Annotated in this window: 14 protein-coding genes and 3 tRNA genes; 5 read left to right on the plus strand and 12 right to left on the minus strand. The window is 69.0% G+C overall.

The annotated features are described in order from the left end of the window. Positions 1–75 precede the first annotated feature (75 nt). Positions 76–867, plus strand: a complete 792-nt coding sequence (locus GX015_RS12545) for a queuosine precursor transporter (protein ID WP_291345474.1) — start codon at positions 76–78, stop codon at positions 865–867. A gap of 44 nt (positions 868–911) precedes the next feature. Here GX015_RS12545 and tgt read toward each other — a convergent pair whose 3' ends face one another. The 6 genes from tgt to GX015_RS12575 form a co-directional block, all read right to left on the minus strand. Continuing rightward, entirely contained in the window at positions 912–2,159 is a 1,248-nt protein-coding gene (tgt, locus tag GX015_RS12550) for a tRNA guanosine(34) transglycosylase Tgt (RefSeq protein ID WP_291345486.1), read from the minus strand. 176 nt (positions 2,160–2,335) lie between these two features. After that, positions 2,336–5,638, minus strand: coding sequence for an MMPL family transporter (locus tag GX015_RS12555; RefSeq protein ID WP_291345475.1), 3,303 nt, complete (start codon positions 5,636–5,638; stop codon positions 2,336–2,338). A gap of 478 nt (positions 5,639–6,116) precedes the next feature. Further along, a tRNA-Ser gene (locus tag GX015_RS12560) sits at positions 6,117–6,207 on the minus strand. A gap of 51 nt (positions 6,208–6,258) precedes the next feature. Continuing rightward, positions 6,259–6,453 (minus strand): CsbD family protein, encoded by a 195-nt coding sequence (locus tag GX015_RS12565; RefSeq protein ID WP_291345476.1) that lies wholly within the window; start codon positions 6,451–6,453, stop codon positions 6,259–6,261. A 110-nt stretch (positions 6,454–6,563) separates the two neighbouring features. Then, positions 6,564–7,070 carry a nucleoside deaminase gene (locus tag GX015_RS12570; RefSeq protein ID WP_366926296.1) on the minus strand — a complete coding sequence of 169 codons (507 nt, stop codon included), beginning with the start codon at positions 7,068–7,070 and terminating at the stop codon, positions 6,564–6,566. 40 nt (positions 7,071–7,110) lie between these two features. Then, positions 7,111–7,665, minus strand: coding sequence for a tRNA adenosine deaminase-associated protein (locus tag GX015_RS12575; RefSeq protein WP_291345478.1), 555 nt, complete (start codon positions 7,663–7,665; stop codon positions 7,111–7,113). A 38-nt stretch (positions 7,666–7,703) separates the two neighbouring features. Here GX015_RS12575 and GX015_RS12580 point away from each other — a divergent pair, with 38 nt between their 5' ends. After that, a complete protein-coding gene (locus GX015_RS12580; protein ID WP_291345479.1) occupies positions 7,704–8,726 on the plus strand; it encodes a prephenate dehydrogenase in 1,023 nt (340 codons plus the stop codon). Between the two features lie 202 nt (positions 8,727–8,928). Beyond that, positions 8,929–9,885 carry a diaminopimelate dehydrogenase gene (locus tag GX015_RS12585; RefSeq protein WP_291345480.1) on the plus strand — a complete coding sequence of 319 codons (957 nt, stop codon included), beginning with the start codon at positions 8,929–8,931 and terminating at the stop codon, positions 9,883–9,885. An 83-nt stretch (positions 9,886–9,968) separates the two neighbouring features. On the opposite strand, the gene GX015_RS12590 is transcribed toward GX015_RS12585, so the two are convergent. From GX015_RS12590 to GX015_RS12600, 3 genes are all read right to left on the minus strand, one after another. Continuing rightward, the gene (locus GX015_RS12590; RefSeq protein WP_291345481.1) at positions 9,969–10,820 is read right to left on the minus strand and encodes a collagen-like protein; all 852 of its coding nucleotides are present in this window, start codon (positions 10,818–10,820) and stop codon (positions 9,969–9,971) included. A gap of 240 nt (positions 10,821–11,060) precedes the next feature. Then, positions 11,061–11,133, minus strand: a tRNA-Arg gene (locus GX015_RS12595). Positions 11,134–11,215: 82 nt separating this feature from the next. Beyond that, positions 11,216–12,394 (minus strand): acyltransferase family protein, encoded by a 1,179-nt coding sequence (locus tag GX015_RS12600; protein ID WP_291345482.1) that lies wholly within the window; start codon positions 12,392–12,394, stop codon positions 11,216–11,218. 197 nt (positions 12,395–12,591) lie between these two features. Between GX015_RS12600 and GX015_RS12605 the strand changes: the two genes are divergently transcribed. Further along, positions 12,592–13,689, plus strand: coding sequence for an FAD-dependent oxidoreductase (locus GX015_RS12605; protein WP_291345483.1), 1,098 nt, complete (start codon positions 12,592–12,594; stop codon positions 13,687–13,689). A 22-nt stretch (positions 13,690–13,711) separates the two neighbouring features. On the opposite strand, the gene GX015_RS12610 is transcribed toward GX015_RS12605, so the two are convergent. Together GX015_RS12610 and GX015_RS12615 are read right to left on the minus strand one after the other, a co-directional pair. After that, the gene (locus tag GX015_RS12610; protein ID WP_102212658.1) at positions 13,712–14,701 is read right to left on the minus strand and encodes an LLM class flavin-dependent oxidoreductase; all 990 of its coding nucleotides are present in this window, start codon (positions 14,699–14,701) and stop codon (positions 13,712–13,714) included. Positions 14,702–14,762: 61 nt separating this feature from the next. Continuing rightward, complete coding sequence (locus GX015_RS12615) at positions 14,763–15,452, minus strand: hypothetical protein (RefSeq protein ID WP_291345484.1); 690 nt, start codon at positions 15,450–15,452, stop codon at positions 14,763–14,765. Positions 15,453–15,607: 155 nt separating this feature from the next. Here GX015_RS12615 and GX015_RS12620 point away from each other — a divergent pair, with 155 nt between their 5' ends. After that, a complete protein-coding gene (locus GX015_RS12620) occupies positions 15,608–16,276 on the plus strand; it encodes a TetR/AcrR family transcriptional regulator (protein WP_291345485.1) in 669 nt (222 codons plus the stop codon). Positions 16,277–16,307: 31 nt separating this feature from the next. Here GX015_RS12620 and GX015_RS12625 read toward each other — a convergent pair. Continuing rightward, positions 16,308–16,383, minus strand: a tRNA-Arg gene (locus GX015_RS12625). Positions 16,384–16,436 lie beyond the last annotated feature (53 nt).

Consider the following 16,436-nt stretch of genomic DNA (forward strand, 5'->3'; position numbering starts at 1 on the left):
CCCGCGCTTCTTCATGCGCGCGGCCGCTCCCGCGGAATGTGGTGGCCGGGCGGCGGGGCGTTAGACTCTGCCGCCATGACCAACTCCGATTCCCCCGCCCACGGCTCTGGGCCGGGCGCTGCCGCGGCCACCGCGTCCACGCCCACGAACTCCCCCCGCACCGCGACCACCAAGTACGACCCCGCGATCGAATCCGACGCGCCCCGCCACGTTGCGGTGCCGCGCTCGATGTACCCGATCCTCGTGGGCGTCTTCACCGGTGTGCTGCTGATCTCGAACATCACCGCCACCAAGGGCGTCGAGTTGTTCGGCTTGGTCACCGACGGTGCGTTTTTCCTTTTCCCGCTGAGCTACATCATCGGCGACGTGCTGTCCGAGGTCTACGGTTTCCGTGCGACCCGCCGCGCCGTGTACACCGGCTTCGCGGTGCTGGCCATCGGCATGGCCAGCTTCTTCATCGCCATCGAGCTTCCGCCCGCCGATTTCTACGAGAATCAGGCGGCGTTCGAGACGGTCCTGGGCACGGTGCCCCAGCTGGTGCTCGCCGGCCTGGCCGGTTACCTGGTCGGGCAGCTGCTCAACGCGTGGTCGCTGACGGCCATCAAGCGCCGCACGGGTGAAAAGTCACTGTGGATGCGCCTTCTCGGCTCCACGGTGGTCGGCCAGTTCGCCGACACGCTCATCTTCTGTTCCATCGCCGCACCCGCGATCGGCATCTCGACGTGGGGCGACTTCGTCAACTTCGTCGTCGTCGGCTTCCTGTGGAAGACGGGCGTCGAGGTCGTCATCCTGCCGATCACCTACCAAGTCATCGCCTGGGTGAAGAAGCGCGAGGGCTACTACGACCAGCCCGCCGCGACCGCGTAGCCCGCGGCTTCGCGGCGGCGGCCGCCGCTGTTTCTTCTTGGCCGCTACTTCTTCTTTCCCGCGTAGTAGCGGCCGAGGAATTCGTCGCGGTACTCCTCGAAGGTCCCGTCGATGATCGACGCGCGGATGTTCTCCACCAGCTTCACCATGAAGTACACGTTGTGGATGGTGCACAGAGTGCCCGCCAGGAACTCCTTCGCCTTGAGCAGGTGGTGGATGTACGCCCGCGAGTAATTCAGCGTCGTGTACGACTCCACCTCCGGGTCGATCGGCCCGAAGTCGGTCTTGAACCGCGCGTTCGTCAGCGTGATCTTGCCGTCGAGGGTGTACACGCCGCCACGGCGCGCCAGCCGCGTCGGGGCGACGCAGTCGAAGGTGTCGGCGCCGGCGGCGACGGCCGCGAAAATGTCGTCCGGCTCGGAAATGCCCAGCAGGTGGCGAGGCCGGTCGTCGGGCAGCTCGTCGGTGACCCAGCGGCAGATCTCGCCCAGGCGCTGCTTCTCCAGCGCGCCGCCGATGCCGTAGCCGGCGAATCCCCGCTTCCCGGCGGCTTCGGCGGCGTCGGAAAGCTCGACCAGGCCCCGCGCGGCGCCGCGCCGCAGGTCCTCGTACTGGGCGCCCTGCACGACGCCGAAGAGCTGCTGGAGCGGGCGCTCGCCCTCCGCGAGTTCGCCGGCGAGCCCGGGCACCTGGTTGCGCTCGCGAGTCAGGCGATCGTGCTCGTCGAGGCAGCGCTGCGCCCAGCGGTGCGTCCGCTCGACGGAGGATTCCTGGTATTCGCGGGTGTTCATCAGCGTGGTCAGCTCGTCGAACGCGAAGATGATGTCCGCGCCGAGCTTGTGCTGGATGCCCATGGAAAACTCCGGCGTGAACCGGTGCGAGCTGCCGTCGATGTGGCTGCGGAAGGTCACGCCCTCCTCGTCGACGAACGCGTTGCGCTCCTTGCCGGGGGCGAGGATGTCGTCGTTTTGCAGGCCGGTGACGTCCATGGCCAGGGTCTTGCGGAAGCCCACGCCCAGGCTCATGACCTGGAACCCGCCGGAGTCGGTGAACGTCGGCCCGTTCCAGTTCTCGAACCGCGTCAGACCGCCCGCCGCCTCCACGATGTCGGGGCCCGGCTGCAGGTACAGGTGGTACGCGTTCGACAGCACCGCCTGCGCCCCGGTGTCCCGGATCTGCTCGGGCGTCAGCGTCTTCACCGTCGCCTTCGTGCCCACCGGGATGAACGCCGGCGTCTGCACGTCCCCGTGCGGGGTGCGGATGATTCCGGCTCGCCCCGGCTCACCGTCCATCTGCTTGACGACGCTGAAGTTCGCCTCGTTCGCCGCTGAATCCGTCACGGGGTGGGTCTCCTCGAAAATCGTGGGCCCGGCCGGGGTGTCCGGCCGGGCGCTGGTGGGCGGGGCGCTGTTCGTCCAGTGCGGTCGGACGCGGTGCGCCCCGCCCGGTGAAGCCGTGGTGGTCGACGTTAGTCGTTTCCGTCGAGCTCGTCGTAGTCGCGCGGGTCCCACAGGGCTCGGCGGCGGCGCGGTCGCTTGTGGCCGCCCTCCCGCTTGATCAGGTCCTGCACCGAAATCGAGCCGTCCGCCGGTTCCTGCGGCGCGGGCTGCTGCGCCGACTTTTCCTTCTCGGCGCGTTCCAGTTCGGTGCGTTCCTTTTCGGCGCGCTCCTTCTCGGCGCGCTCCAGTTCGGTGCGTTCCTTTTCGGCCCGCTCCTTCTCTACACGGGCGGCGGCCTCCTGCTCCCGCTGCCAACGGCGCTCGGCGTACGGGCTGCTGAACGCGGTGCGGGGCTTCTCCTGCTGCTCCGCACGCTGCTGGGCCTCGTGCAGCTGCGCGCGCTGCTGCCACTGCTCCGGCATGCGATTGGCGGACTCGGGCTGCGACGGGGAGCCGGTCCGGGGCCGGATTCGATCGCCGGATTCGCGCCGGGATCCGCGTGCGGCGTCGCCCTCGTCGACGAGTTCCGCGTCGACGATCGGGAACTCGGCGGTGGCATCGTCATCGACGGAACGCGCCGGATCACGGAAGGTCGGCGACAGCGCCGCCGCGGTCGCCCCGCCGATGACGGTTCCCGCACCCACGGTGCCGGCCGCAGTCGGCGCGGACTTCTCGAACTTCTCCGGCTGCTCGGGCTGCTCGGGTGCCTCGGCTCGCGCGGCCTCTTCTGCCCGCGCGGCCTTCTCGGCGCGCTTCTGCTCCGCCCGAGCGGCCTTCTCCGCCCTCTTCCGCTCGGCCTTCTCCGCCTTCGCGGCATCCTTCTCGGCCTTGCGATCCTTCCGCCGCTCGGCGCGGTCGGACTTCTCGGAGGAGGAGTCGTCGTCAAGCACGACGGCCCCGCCCGACGCCTGCGCCGCACGCTCCGCCTTGCCCGCCGCCACCAAGTCGTCTGCCTTGCTCTCCAGCGCCGAACCCTCGACGTCCACCGACGGCAGGATCTTGTCCAGCCACTTCGGCATCCACCACGTGGAACGGCCCAGCAGGAACATCGACGCCGGAATGAGCGTCATGCGGACCAGGAAAGCGTCGAACAGCACCGCCGCGCCGAGCGCGAAACCGAAGACCTTCACGAACGCCAACGGCTGGCCGATGAACGCCACGAACACCGCGATCATGATGATCGCCGCCGCCGTGACCACGCGAGCACCCAACGAGAAGCCCTCGATGACCGACTCCTCGACGGCGTTGTACTTCGAACCCGGCCGCGACCGCCCCTTCGAATGCGTGAAATGCTCGCGCATTCTGGACACCAGGAACACCTGGTAGTCCATGGCCAGGCCGAAGGTCACGCCGATCATGAAGATCGGGATGAAGCTGACCAGCGGGCCCGGCGTATGCACCAGCCCCCACAGGCCCTCCTGCCAGAACAGCACCGTCACGCCGAACGCCGCGCCGACCGAGAGCAGGAAGCCCAGGCCAGCCGTCAACGGCACCACCAGCGAACGGAACACCAACAGCAACAGCACGATCGCCAGACCGATGACCACCGACAGGTACACCGGCATCGCGTCGGACAGGCGCTGCGTGATGTCCTGCTCAATGGGGATCAGACCCGTCACGCCCGTGACCAGGCCCGTGGCCTCCTTGATCTGGTCCTGCTGCGCGCGCAGCGCGGAAATCAGCGACCCCGTCTCCGAATCGAGCGGGCCCGCCTTCGGGGTGAGCATCATCATCACGCCCGTGCCGTCGCCGTTCAGGCCGATCATCTGCACGTGCTCGACGTCCACGTTGTTCTTGAAGTGATCCAGCGCGTAGCTGAACGACGCCGTCCGCGCCGCCTGCTCCGGGGACAGGCTCGGGTCGCCCGCCATCAGGCCCCGCGCCACCGTCTGCAGCGGGGCGGCGTCCGGCTTCACGTTCTCGGCGTCGGCGACGATGAGCATCTGCGCGTTGCGGCCGGGGCCGAAGCCCTCCGACGCCAGCTCGATGCCGTTGCGCTGCGTCGACCCGTACGGCGACGTCGAATCCGACGGCAGCGCCAGCTGCAGATTCGCCGCCGGCACCGACAGCGCCACCAGGATGCCGACCGCGCCGACCAGGAACAGGCCCGGCGCCTTGTGTACGGCCTCGACCCAGCGGCGGCCCATCGTCTTGCCGCCGATCAGCGGGCGACGGCCGCTCTTGAACGGGTTGCCCGCGATGCCCGGCACCTTGCCGGCGAAGATCTTCTTTCCGAACAGCGCCATCAGCGCCGGCAGCAGCGTCAGCGAAATGATCACCGCGATGCCCACCGTGATCGCCGCCGAAATGCCCATCAGCGACAGGAACGGCACCTGCGCGATGACCAGTGCCGCCAACGCCACGATGACCGTCAGTCCCGCGAACACCACCGATGAGCCGGCGGTGCCCGTGGCCATTCCCACCGCGTCCGCCTTGGTCAGCCCTCTCGCCCGCTCGGAGCGGTAGCGAGACAGGATGAACAGGGCGTAGTCGATGCCGACGGCCAGACCGATCATCACGGCGAGCACCGGGGTGATGGAGTTGACGTCGGTGAAGGCGGTGAACAGCACGACGAGCAGCGAGCCGATGGCGATGCCGACCACCGCGGTGATCAGCGGCAGGCCCGCGGCGACGAGCGAGCCGAAGGTGATGATCAGCACCGCCGCCGCGATCGAAATGCCGATGATCTCGGACGTCGCGCTGACCGCGACCGGCTCCATCATGCCGGGGCCCATGGCCTCGACACGCAGGCCCGCGTCGCGGCCGATCTGCATGGCGTCGAACAGCGCCTGGCGGTTCTCCGGGGTGATGTCTTTGGGCACGCGGACGTCGAACGCGAACTGCGACATGCCGTAGCGCCCGTCTTCGGACAGCATGCGCAACGAGTGGGCGTCGGCTTCGGCGACGGGCTGCGGCAGGCCCGAGCTGGTGCCGGTCTCGACGACCCTGCGTTGCAGCTCGGGGTTCAGCCGCACCGGGTTGACCAGCATCTCGTCGGCGGTGAGCTGGTCGATGTTGTTCTTGATCCCGGCGACGACCGCGTCGGCGGCCTCCATGTTGCCGGGATCCTCGAGTCTCTCGCCCTCGGGTGCCGCGAACACGACGTAGACCGTTTGCTCGCGGATTGGGTTGGGTTGGTCGGGGAACTTCTCCTCGATCATCTTCGAGGCGATCGACGACGGCATGCCGGGGATCGAGAACTGGTCGTCGAATCCCTTCTGGAATGCGCCGGCTGCACCGCCGACGACGCCGAGGATCAGCGCCCAGGCGATGATGACCGTCCATTTATGCAGGTAGGACCACCTGCCGAGGCTGAACAGGACCTTCGCCATCGCTCAACTTCCCCTATCACTCGCGTCGGTTCGCGAGCGCACGGCCGGCGGACTCGCCGCGGGACGCGCGCACCACCTACCCAGGATACGTGTCCGGGTGTTCCCGGTGGGCAACAGACGAAACAATTGCCCCAGTACTTGCTCCTGGAAACACGTCGGCAAACACGCGCCGCCACACGTTCCCGGGCGCGGTTTCGCTCGTTTGTCCGGGCCGAGCCCATTTGCTTGACGACGTCCCGACGTCCGCGCCGTCCCGTCGTCAAGCACAAGCAACCTGCGACCAGCCTCCCGCCCCGCGCCCGCCGCCAATCAGGCGCCGACAACCCCACCGGCCGAACATCCGACGTACCCCACGAACATCCACCGAACGGATGCCGGCCAGGAAGCCGGGCGCGCCAAATCGAGACCCCTACGGACGCACAGCCCGCGCACACGAAAAAACCGCCGCCCGTGCACATTGCACGGACGGCGGTTTCATTGGCGGTGGCGGAGGGATTTGAACCCTCGGTTGGGGATTACCCAACACTCGCTTTCGAGGCGAGCACCTTCGGCCGCTCGGACACGCCACCGCGAAAAAACTTATCGGAGATGACCCCCGCGGGCCAAATCGCCAGGTCAGACTAGCGGTCGTCGCCCTTGAGCTTGCCCAGGCCCTCGGTGACCTTGTCCTTGGCGTTCTCCATGCCCTGCTTGGCGTCGGCCTTGACCTGGTCGCCCTTGCCCTCGTTCTCGAGGTTCTGGTTGCCCGTGGCCTTGCCGGCGGCCTCCTTGGCCTTGCCGCCGAACTCGTCGGCCTTGTTCTGGAAGTTGCCCATGATGTTCTCCTGACGTGCTCGTGAATGTTGTTTGCCCCGCCACGCTAAACGCGGTTCATCGGCGGGCGCCATGGCCGTGCACGCTTCTTGGCCGAACCGTTACCGCCCCGTCACCGCTTGCCGCGGAAGAACTCCGGCAGCAGGTCCTCGCACTCGTCGGCGAGCACGCCGCCGCGCACCCTCGGGGCGAAGGGGTGGGCGGGGTCGCGAACGACGTCGGCGATCGACCCGCACGCCCCGGTCTTCGGCGACCACGCGCCGAACACGATGCGCCCCACCCGCGCCATGACGGCTGCGCCGGCGCACATTACGCAGGGTTCCAGCGTCACCACCAGCGCGCATTCCTCCAGCCGCCACCCGTCCCCGTGCGCGCGGGCGGCGGCGCGGATGGCCAGGACTTCGGCATGGGCGATGGGGTCGGCATCTGCTTCACGACGATTCGCCGCCTCCGCCACCACCGTGCCATCCGGGCCCACGACGATGGCGCCGACGGGCACGTCGCCGGGCGGGGTGCGTCGGGCGACGGCGATGGCCGCGCGCATCCACTCCTCGTCGCGGACGTCGGATTCGGGCCGCGGGAGAACCGGACCACCCGCCGACTCTCCCCCGACGGGCACCCCGTCAGCGACCGGCCCAGCGGCTCCCCCGTTCGGACCGTCAGCCGTCATATTCCACGTCGACGCCGGTCTCGTCGGCGAGCGCCTCGTCGAATCCGAGCTCGACGGCGATGGCGTGGAGCTGCTCGGACGCCCACAGCGACTGGTCGTCGCAGATCACCGACAGGATGTCGGAGGGCACGCCCAGGTCGGCGAGGATCTCCAGATCGCCCTCGGGCCAGGAATCGACGTCGTCGAGCTCGTCCTCGTCCAGGTCGGGGATGTCCTCGTCGAGCTCGTCCATGACGTCTGCCGCGATGTCGTCGGTCACGGACGCGGTGGCGTCGGAAAGCAAGACGCGCACGCCGCCGGGCATCGGCCGCAGCAGGATGAAGTAGTCGTCGTCGATGTTGAGCATCGCGAACGACGCGCGCTCGGCGCGCAGGCGGCGCATCTGCGCGGTGGCGTCGGCGAGCGAGTCCAACGCGTCGTCGCCGAGTTCGCGCACGGACCAGCCGTCGTCGCCCTGCAGGACGGCCACCGCGTAGGAACGGTCGTCGTCATCGCCCCGGGGGCCCTGGTCGGGGCCCGCGGACCCCGGAAAAGTCGTGCTCATGCCACCCCACGCTAGTCGTGGTGTGTCATCCTTGTCAGGTGACCAACGACACTCTCGCCACGCCGACCTGCATCCTCGGACTCGGGCTGATCGGCGGCTCGCTCATGCGCGATCTCGCCGAGGCGGACGCGCCGGTCTACGGGTGGAATCGCTCCGCCGGCACCGCGGAGGCCGCGGCCGAGGAGGGTTTCGACGCGTCGACGGATCTGACGGCCGTGCTGCGCCGCGCCCAGGAGGATCGGGCGCTGCTGGTCATCGGCGTGCCCATGTTCGCCGTCGGCGGCCTGCTGGATCAGATCGCCGAGCACGCGCCGGATTGCGGCATCACGGACGTGGTCAGCGTCAAGCGCGCGATCCTCGACGAGGTCGACGCCCGCGGCATGGGCGACCGGTACGTGGGCGCGCACCCGATGGCGGGGTCGGAGGAGTCCGGCTGGGATGCGACTCGGACGGGGCTTTACGACGGCGCGGCGTGGGTCGTCTGCTTCGACCGCGCCGCGGAAGCGGCCGCTGCGGGCGCCGAGGTTCCGGAGGAGTGGACCAAGACCTTCCGCGACGTGGTGGCGCTGGGCAAATTCGTGCGCTCCGAGGTGATTCCGGCGACCGCGGACAACCACGACCGGGCGGTGGCGCGGATTTCGCACATGCCGCATTTGCTGGCGTACGCGCTGGCCGTGGTCGGCGACGACGGCGGGCCGTTGACGCTGTCGCTGGCGGCTGGCTCGTTCCGCGACGGCACTCGCGTCGCCGGCGCGGAGCCGGACATGGTGATGTCGTGGTGCGAGAACAACGTCGCCCCCGTCGCCGACGCACTGGACGAGGCCATCGCACTGCTCACCGCCGCCCGCGACGACCTCGAAGAGAAGGGCACCGCGGCGGCGCTGGCGGAGGCCGGATTCCACGCCCACGGCCGCTACCGGGCGCGGGCGAAGCCGCGGAAGCTGGACGGCGGCGTGAAAATGTCGCACCGCCCCGTCATTCGCGTCAGCCCCGGCGACGGCCAGTGGGTCCGCGAGCTGGAGCAGGCCGAGGGCCTGGGCGGGCGCATCGAGATCTTTTAGCGGGGACCATTAGCGGAGTCGCGCGCCCGCACACGCACGCCGGATCTGCCACGGGGGAGAACGGGTCGGGCGGGGGTGCGGGGCGTGCGGCGGGAAATCCGGGCCACCCTTTACCCTTGGTGTCGTAACTGCCCGGGAGCCGGCGGTGCGGGCCGGACGGCCGCCGCCGCGATCCGCGGGCGACTCCGACGAAAGGACCCCCATGATCCGCGCCGCCATCATCGGCTACGGAAACCTCGGCCGCAGCGTCGAGCGCGTCATCGCCGACCAGCCCGACATGGAGCTCGTCGGCGTGTTCTCGCGACGCGATTCCCTGGACACCGACGCGAAGGTGCTGCCGGCGGCGGACGTCGACAAGCACGCGGACGACGTCGACGTGCTGTTCATCTGCCTCGGCTCCGCCACCGACGTGCCGGAGCAGGCGCCGGAGCTGGCGAAGCTGTACACGACCGTCGACACGTACGACAACCACCGCGACATCCCGCGCCACCGCGGCGCGATGGACGCCGCCGCGCGCGAGGGCGACCAGGTCGCGGTCATTTCCACCGGCTGGGACCCGGGCTTCTTCTCCCTCAACCGCGTCCTCGGCGCGGCGGTGCTGCCGGGCGCGGACCAGATGACGTTCTGGGGCCCGGGCCTGTCGCAGGGCCACTCGGATGCGGTGCGCCGCGTGCCGGGCGTGAAGAAGGGCGTGCAGTACACCAAGCCCAACCCCGACGCGATCGCGGCGGTCAAGCGGGGCGAAGGCGGCGACCTGGACGCCAAGGAGTGCCACATCCGCCACTGCTACGTCGTCGCCGACGAAGCGGACCAGGACTCGATCCGCGAGGCCATCACGACCATGCCGGATTACTTCGTGGGCTACGAGACCATCGTCGATTTCATCTCCGACGAGGAGTTCGAGCGCGACCACCAGGGCATGCCGCACGGCGGCAACGTGGTGACGCAGGGCAAGGCGGGCACCTCGCGCCACGTCATCGAGTTCGGGCTGCAGCTGGAGCGCAACCCCGACTTCACCGCGGCCGTGCAGGTCGCCTACGGCCGCGCGGCGCACCGCCTGCGCGAGGCCGGCGAGCGCGGCGCCCGCACCGTGCTGGAGATCGCCCCCTACCTGCTGTCGGCCACGCCGCTCGACGAGCTGATCAAGAACGACGTGTAGGTCGCGTCAAGGGGAACGCCGGGCCGTCGCAAAGCAGCAGTTGCTTTGCGACGGCCCGGCGTCGTCCGTCCAGCGGCCTTCGATCAGGCCTCGGCGGTGAGGCACACGCCGCGGTCGTACGCGCCGCCCATGGAGATGTACTCGTCGTCGACGCCCCACGTGTAATAGAACGCGGCCTCGGGGTGGCCGGCGTCGCGGCACTCGGGGATCTCGCCGAAGATCACCGGCGTCGGGATGCCCGGCTCATCGATGACCGTGAGCACCTCCATCGAGCCCGGCGTGCCGCACTCGGCGCGGTAGCCGACGTCGCCCTCCAGGACCATGCACTCGCCGGCCTCGATCAGGTTGATGTTGCGCTCGACGTCCGAGCCGACCTCCGTCAGGCACAGGGCATCGATGTCCGCGCCCATGAAGCTCAGCGCCATCGTCGAACCCGCGACGTCGATGCATTTGGCGGGGTTCGCGTCGTCGCGGATGGCCAGGATCTCGTAGGCCGCCTCCGGGTCCGAGCAATCCAGCGGCTCCGGCATGACGTCGCTGGCGCGGGTGCCTTCCGACTCCTGCTCCTGCTCCGCGATGCAATCGCCCACCGCCAGAGTTTCCTTGCCCGGGAGCAGGAAAATCGCCGCGATGACGCCGAGCGCCACCACCGCGAGCAACGCCAGACCGCCGAAGAGCAGGCCCTTCTTCACCGACGGCTTCGCACCGCCCGCGGCGTGGGCGCCGGGCGGTCCGTAAGGGCCGGGCTGGCCGGGGGCACCGTAGGGTCCGGGCTGGCCCTGCTGCCCGGGGGCACCGTAGGGTCCGGGCTGGCCGTAGGGGCCCGGCTGGCCCTGGGTGCCATAAGGGCCGGGCTGACCATGGGGATTGGGCCCCATCGAGTTGAGGTCTTTCGGCTCGGGGGAATTCATGCCGTGCGGATCATTACCGTTCATGGGCAAAAGTTACCGCGCCCAACGGCTTCGCGATACCCGCGGGAGCCCATCTCGTTCGGCCACAGCGTCGGTGACCGGCACTAACTGCAGACGCTTCCGCGTTTTCATGCAACGAAATCGCAGAAGCGTCTGCAGTTAGTGCCGCTCACCCCGGATTTCGAAGCCAATGTCGGGTTTTGCGCGCGGAACAGACCCCCGGACACGAAAAACCCCGGCAGGCGATGCCTGCCGGGGAAACCGTGCGCCCGAAGGGATTCGAACCCCTAACCTTCTGATCCGTAGTCAGATGCTCTATCCGTTGAGCTACGGGCGCATTCGCTGTCCGGGCTTGGCCCGTGCAACGGGATGTAACGATACCCCGCGCCCCGGCACCGAACAAATCCCCAGTTCAGGAGTTAATTCCGGGGGCCTGAAAGGTCGCGCCGGGAGGGCTCGCGAAGCTGGTCGACGGCCGGACGGGCGATGCGGGGACGCTTCGGCTCATGCGGGGCGGCGGATGCTCGACGACGCCCACCGAGCACCCGGTTCGCCCGCCCCCTCGGCAGCGACGGCGGGTACAGCGCCCAATTGAGCACCGGGATCTTGCCCACCACGTACATGCCGAAACCGGCCATCACGCACAGCAGCAGGTTGAGCAGGATGCGGACGTCGGCCTCGGCAAAGGACCCGGCGCCGCGGGCGACGACGAAATCCCCCAGCGGCGCGCCGACCATCCAGATCGCGATGGGGTGCGAGACGTAGATCGGGAGCGTGTTGCGGCCGATCTCGCCGAGCACCCGTGAGACGACCGGCACCTTCGACAGGTGCACGGCCGCAACGATCGCGATGGGCACCGCCAGCACCACGCCGCTCATGCGGCCGATGACGTAGCCCAGGAACCCCGTGGTCGTGGCGTCGAGCACCCACCACGACAGGTACGCGCCCGCCGCCAGCGCCGCGACGGCGTACGCGGCGAACGGGGATCGCGACCGGTCGGGATCGGCGGCCTCGCCCAACCGAAGCCACAGCCGGCGAGCGTGCAGGCCGATCATGAATGCCGGCAGGTAGAGGACGATGTGGTTGATCTCGTTGAACGTCTCGAACTCGTCGAGCCGCAGCGCTCCGTACGCCAGCCCCGGCACGAACGACAACGCCACCACCAGCGCCGGCGGCACCTTCCGCAGCAACCATGCAATGAGGTTGAACACCATCAACGCGTACAGGAACCACAGCCCCGGGTCGCCGACGACGACGGAGCGGAGGAACTCGCGCATGGTCTGGTAGCCGGGGTCGACGATCTCGCGGAGCCCGGCGTTCAGCCCCTTGAACGCCAGGTACGGCACCAGCAGGAACCAGATGCGCCGGAAGAACAGGTCGGGCAGGCTGCGCGTGATCACGCGGTGGGCGAACAGCCCGGACACCATGAAGAACAGCGGCATCCGGATCGGGTCGAGCACCTGGTAGACGGCTTTCCACGTGGTCTGGTCACCGCCGGGCACGGCGATGATGGCGTGGAGCACGCAGACGCCGATGATGGAGATCGCCTTGGCGGCGTCGGCCCATTCGACGCGGTCCGGGCTGGTGGCGCGGGTCATGGTGGTGAGGGTCCCTTCTGACAGGGGGCGCGCAGGGGACGCGCCGTCTTACCGGGGGCGCCGCGCGGGCTGGCGCGGGCTGACGTTGGCTGGCTTTGACCGTCGTGACCGGCGGATGCTCGGCCGGCCGCCGTATCCCCCCCGTGGGCATCAAACGCTATCGCCCATTTAGACGAACATCAATTTAGTGTGGGGGCATGCCCCTCTCTTCGACCCCCGCTCATCAGGTGGTCATCGTCGGCGGCGGCCAGGCGGGACTCGCCACGGCCCGCTACCTGTTGCGCGCCGGCATCGACGTGCTGGTCCTGGACGATCAGGACGGTCCCGGTGGCGCGTGGCGGCACGTGTGGCCGTCGATGACGCTGTTTTCCACCGCCGAGTTCTCGAACCTGCCGGGCATTCCGATGCCTCCGTTCGACGGGTTCCCGCCGGCATCGCACGTCATCGAGTACCTGCGCGCGTACGAGGACCGCTACGACATCCCCGTCGAGCGCCCCGTGCACGTCACGCGGGTCGAGTTCCGGGGCGGGGCAGGCGATTCTTCGCTTGACGACGCCTCGTCCACCCCGGAATCCCACGCCAGCCGGTTCCTCGTCCGGTCGCAGGATCGGGCGTGGACCGCGGATCATGTCGTTGCCGCCACCGGCACGTGGTCCGCGCCGTTCGTGCCGCGGGTGCCGGGACGATTCGTCGGCAAGCAGTGGCATTCGGCGAATTACCCGGGTGTGGAACCGTTTCGGGGAACGAGAGTGGCGGTGGTCGGCGGGGCGAATTCGGCGGCGCAGATCGCGGCGGAGCTGACGGACGTCGCCGAGGTCACGTGGTTCACGCGCCGCGAGCCGCAGTGGATGCCCGATGACGTCGACGGCCGGGTGCTGTTCCGCCGCAATCGGGAGCGGATGCTGGCGATCTTGCGCGGCGAGGAGGATCCTGGGGCGGATTCGCAGTTGGGGGACATCGTGATGCTGCCCGAGGTGCTCGCCGCCCGCGATGAGGGACGGCTGCGGGCGACGCCGATGTTCGACTCGCTCGACGAGCTGAATGGCGACGGTGGTGGCGATGACGACGGCAGCGGTGGCGGCTTCGACCACCTGATCTGGTGCACGGGCTTCCGCCCGGCGCTGGGGCCGGTGCGGTCGCTGCTCGATGGCCGCGCGCCCGCCGTTCCGGGCCTGCACCTGGTGGGATACGGCGATTGGGCGGGGCCGGGGTCCGCGACCATCACCGGCCTGGGCCCTCATGCGAAGGCCACCGCCGCCGCGATCGCGGAGACCTACGGCAAGCGGGTCCGCTGAGCTTTTCCGTCAGGCGCCCCGGTCAGGCGCCCAGGCCCAGCGCCTGCGCGGTGAGCTCGACCGAGCGGAGACGATCGTCCAGCCGCGTGGCCTGGTGGACGACGATGAGCTCGTCGGCGGTGGAGAACCGCCCGAACTCGGCGATCTGCTCGCGGACGCGTTCCGGCTTGCCGACGGCGACGTGCCCGAACATGTTCTTCACCTTCATTCCCTGCGGGGTCTCCAGGAGCATGTCGGCCTCCTCATCGGTGAGTCGCTGGTCACCGCGCGCGAGCATCGACCGGACCAGGCCGCGCTGCACTGCGATGAGCTGGCGGGCGGCGTCATCTTCGTCATCCGCGGCGATGACGTTCATCGTGGCGAAGGCGTGCGGTTCCGACAGCACCTCGGACGGCTTGAAGTTCTCGCGGTAGACCTCCATCGCCTGCAGCATCGCATCGGGCGCGAAGTGGGAGGCGAAGGCGTAGGGAAGGCCGAGTGCCGCCGCGAGCTGCGCGCCGAACAGCGACGACCCGAGGATGTACAGCGGCACGTGCGTCCCCTTGCCGGGGATCGCGTTGATGCCGGGGATGAGGGTTTCGTCGCCGAGGTACCCCTGCAGCTCCTGGACGTCCTGCGGGAAAGAGTCGGCGGATCGCGGATCGCGGCGCAGTGCGCGCATGGTGCGCTGGTCCGTGCCCGGCGCGCGGCCCAGCCCCAGCTCGATGCGGCCGGGGTGGAGGTTCGCGAGGGTGCCGAACTGCTCGGCGATCGTCAGCGGGGAGTGGTTGGGCAGCATCACGCCACCCGAACCGAGCTTGATCTTTTCCGTCCGAGCGGCGATCGCCGCGATGAGCACGGCCGGCGCCGACGACGCGATGGTCGGCATGTTGTGGTGCTCCGCGTACCAAATCCGCTCGTACCCGGCCTTCTCGGCGGTCTGCGCCAACGCGATGGAACCCTGCAGGGCTTCGGCGTGGGTCTGCTTCCCGCCGATGGTGGCCAGGTCGAGGATGGTCTCGGTGCGGATCATGGTCGCTCCTTGCAGATCGGGGGCAAGCTTCCTTCTCCGCACAACGCGGCGGAACCGACATTTATTGCCGTGTCAGCAACATCGCCTCCCCCACCATCGAATTCTGCGGCGGCGCCAGAGCCGGCCGCGGGGTCCGGACCAGCGACCACGCCCACCATGCGGCGCCCGCGAACAGGACCACGCCATGCGCGACCCGGAGCTGCGGCGCGACGAAGAACTGCGGCAGGTACGTGACCAGTGCGAAGGAGAGAAGCGTGGCCGAACGATCTCGGCGGGCGAGCAGGACTGCGCCGACGGCGATGAGCAACAAGCCCGCGGCGAACATGGTCAACTGCACGGTGCCCTCGCGAATGGCGTTGGCCGCGGCGATCGCCTGACCCTGCGGCGCGCTGCCGGCAATGACGTGCAGCCCGAATGTCTCCGCACCGAAGAACGGCAGCATCAGCGCGACACCCGAGGCCACCCACCATGGAATCCCGCCCGCATTCGCACCGTGGCGCCGCCGCCACGCCACCACCGCCGCGGCCAGGAACACGAACCCGCCCATGCCCGCCACATGCGCGGCAACCCACATCGGCGACGCGAACGCGTCCACCATGTCCGCCGGGCCACCGGCCTTGTCGCCCCACGGGCGGATCAGGGGAAACGCCGCCAGCAGCGCGCCTCCCGCCACCGCGAATGCCTCGGGCGCACGCTTCCGGACCGCACCCATCTCGATTCCGTTCAGATGTGCCATCGCCTTCTCCATCATTCGCCGACCCGAGGGCCGAATCCTGGAGCGATGCGGCGACCGTTCTCGGAAACGCGAGCACCGCTCTTTCTTTCACCGCCCAATGTAGAGCACTGCTCTCACTTTCACAAGAGCAGTGCTCGCTTTTTGCGGGAATTTCATGCAAGACTGGCACCATGACGGGAAAACGCGAGCTCAACCGGCTCAAGCTGGAGAAGGACATCCGCACGATCGGCCGGAAGCATCTGGCCGAGGTCGGCCCCGTCGCACTGTCCATGCGCGCGATCACGCGAGAACTGGGCATGGCGTCATCGGCGGTCTACCGCTATTACCCCAGCAAGGAAGCCCTGCTCACGGCACTGATCGAGGAGAGCTACGCCGACTTGGCCGCCCGCCTCGAGGCCGTCGACGTCCCTTCCCCCGCCGAAACGTGGCTACGCCGGGCCAATGAACTCCGGGAGTGGGCACGGGAATCCCCGCATGATTTCCAGCTGATCTACGGCACCCCGATCCCCGATTACGCAGCGCCCCCGGAGACGATCCCCCTGGCCGAGCGCGTGGCCCGCTGCTTCCTCGACCTCGCCCCCGCCACCCCGGCGTCCCCCGTCGAGGCCGCGTTGGCGGCGCAGCTCGCCCCCGTCGGCGGCGACCGCGCTGCCCCCGTGTTCGCGGCGTTGTCGCAGATGATCGGCGCGCTGACCCTCGAGCTCGGCGGGCATTTCGTCGGCACGGCGGACCCGGCGGATCACCTGTGGACGCACGTCGTGCACACCCAGATCCGGAACCTCGGACTGGATTCCGCCGGTTCCCCGCACCCCGGCACCCGCCCCCGACAAAAGCAATAACCCCGGCACGCTTTCACGTACCGGGGAAATGTGGTGCGCCCGAAGGGATTCGAACCCCTAACCTTCTGATCCGTAGTCAGATGCTCTATCCGTTGAGCTACGGGCGCTTGTGGCGGAGGCGAGAGGATTCGAACCTCCGGCCCGTCGTAAGACAGGCAAC

The organism is Corynebacterium sp. (genome assembly GCF_012837295.1).
Classification (GTDB): domain Bacteria; phylum Actinomycetota; class Actinomycetes; order Mycobacteriales; family Mycobacteriaceae; genus Corynebacterium.

Coding starts and splice junctions, on each gene's coding strand:
- GX015_RS12545 (WP_291345474.1), top strand. CDS start 76: ATGACCAACTCCGATTCCCCCGCCCACGGCTCTGGGCCGGGCGCTGCC.
- tgt (WP_291345486.1), bottom strand. CDS start 2,159: ATGGACGGTGAGCCGGGGCGAGCCGGAATCATCCGCACCCCGCACGGG.
- GX015_RS12555 (WP_291345475.1), bottom strand. CDS start 5,638: ATGGCGAAGGTCCTGTTCAGCCTCGGCAGGTGGTCCTACCTGCATAAA.
- GX015_RS12565 (WP_291345476.1), bottom strand. CDS start 6,453: ATGGGCAACTTCCAGAACAAGGCCGACGAGTTCGGCGGCAAGGCCAAG.
- GX015_RS12575 (WP_291345478.1), bottom strand. CDS start 7,665: ATGAGCACGACTTTTCCGGGGTCCGCGGGCCCCGACCAGGGCCCCCGG.
- GX015_RS12585 (WP_291345480.1), top strand. CDS start 8,929: ATGATCCGCGCCGCCATCATCGGCTACGGAAACCTCGGCCGCAGCGTC.
- GX015_RS12590 (WP_291345481.1), bottom strand. CDS start 10,820: ATGAACGGTAATGATCCGCACGGCATGAATTCCCCCGAGCCGAAAGAC.
- GX015_RS12600 (WP_291345482.1), bottom strand. CDS start 12,394: ATGACCCGCGCCACCAGCCCGGACCGCGTCGAATGGGCCGACGCCGCC.
- GX015_RS12605 (WP_291345483.1), top strand. CDS start 12,592: ATGCCCCTCTCTTCGACCCCCGCTCATCAGGTGGTCATCGTCGGCGGC.
- GX015_RS12610 (WP_102212658.1), bottom strand. CDS start 14,701: ATGATCCGCACCGAGACCATCCTCGACCTGGCCACCATCGGCGGGAAG.
- GX015_RS12615 (WP_291345484.1), bottom strand. CDS start 15,452: ATGATGGAGAAGGCGATGGCACATCTGAACGGAATCGAGATGGGTGCG.
- GX015_RS12620 (WP_291345485.1), top strand. CDS start 15,608: ATGACGGGAAAACGCGAGCTCAACCGGCTCAAGCTGGAGAAGGACATC.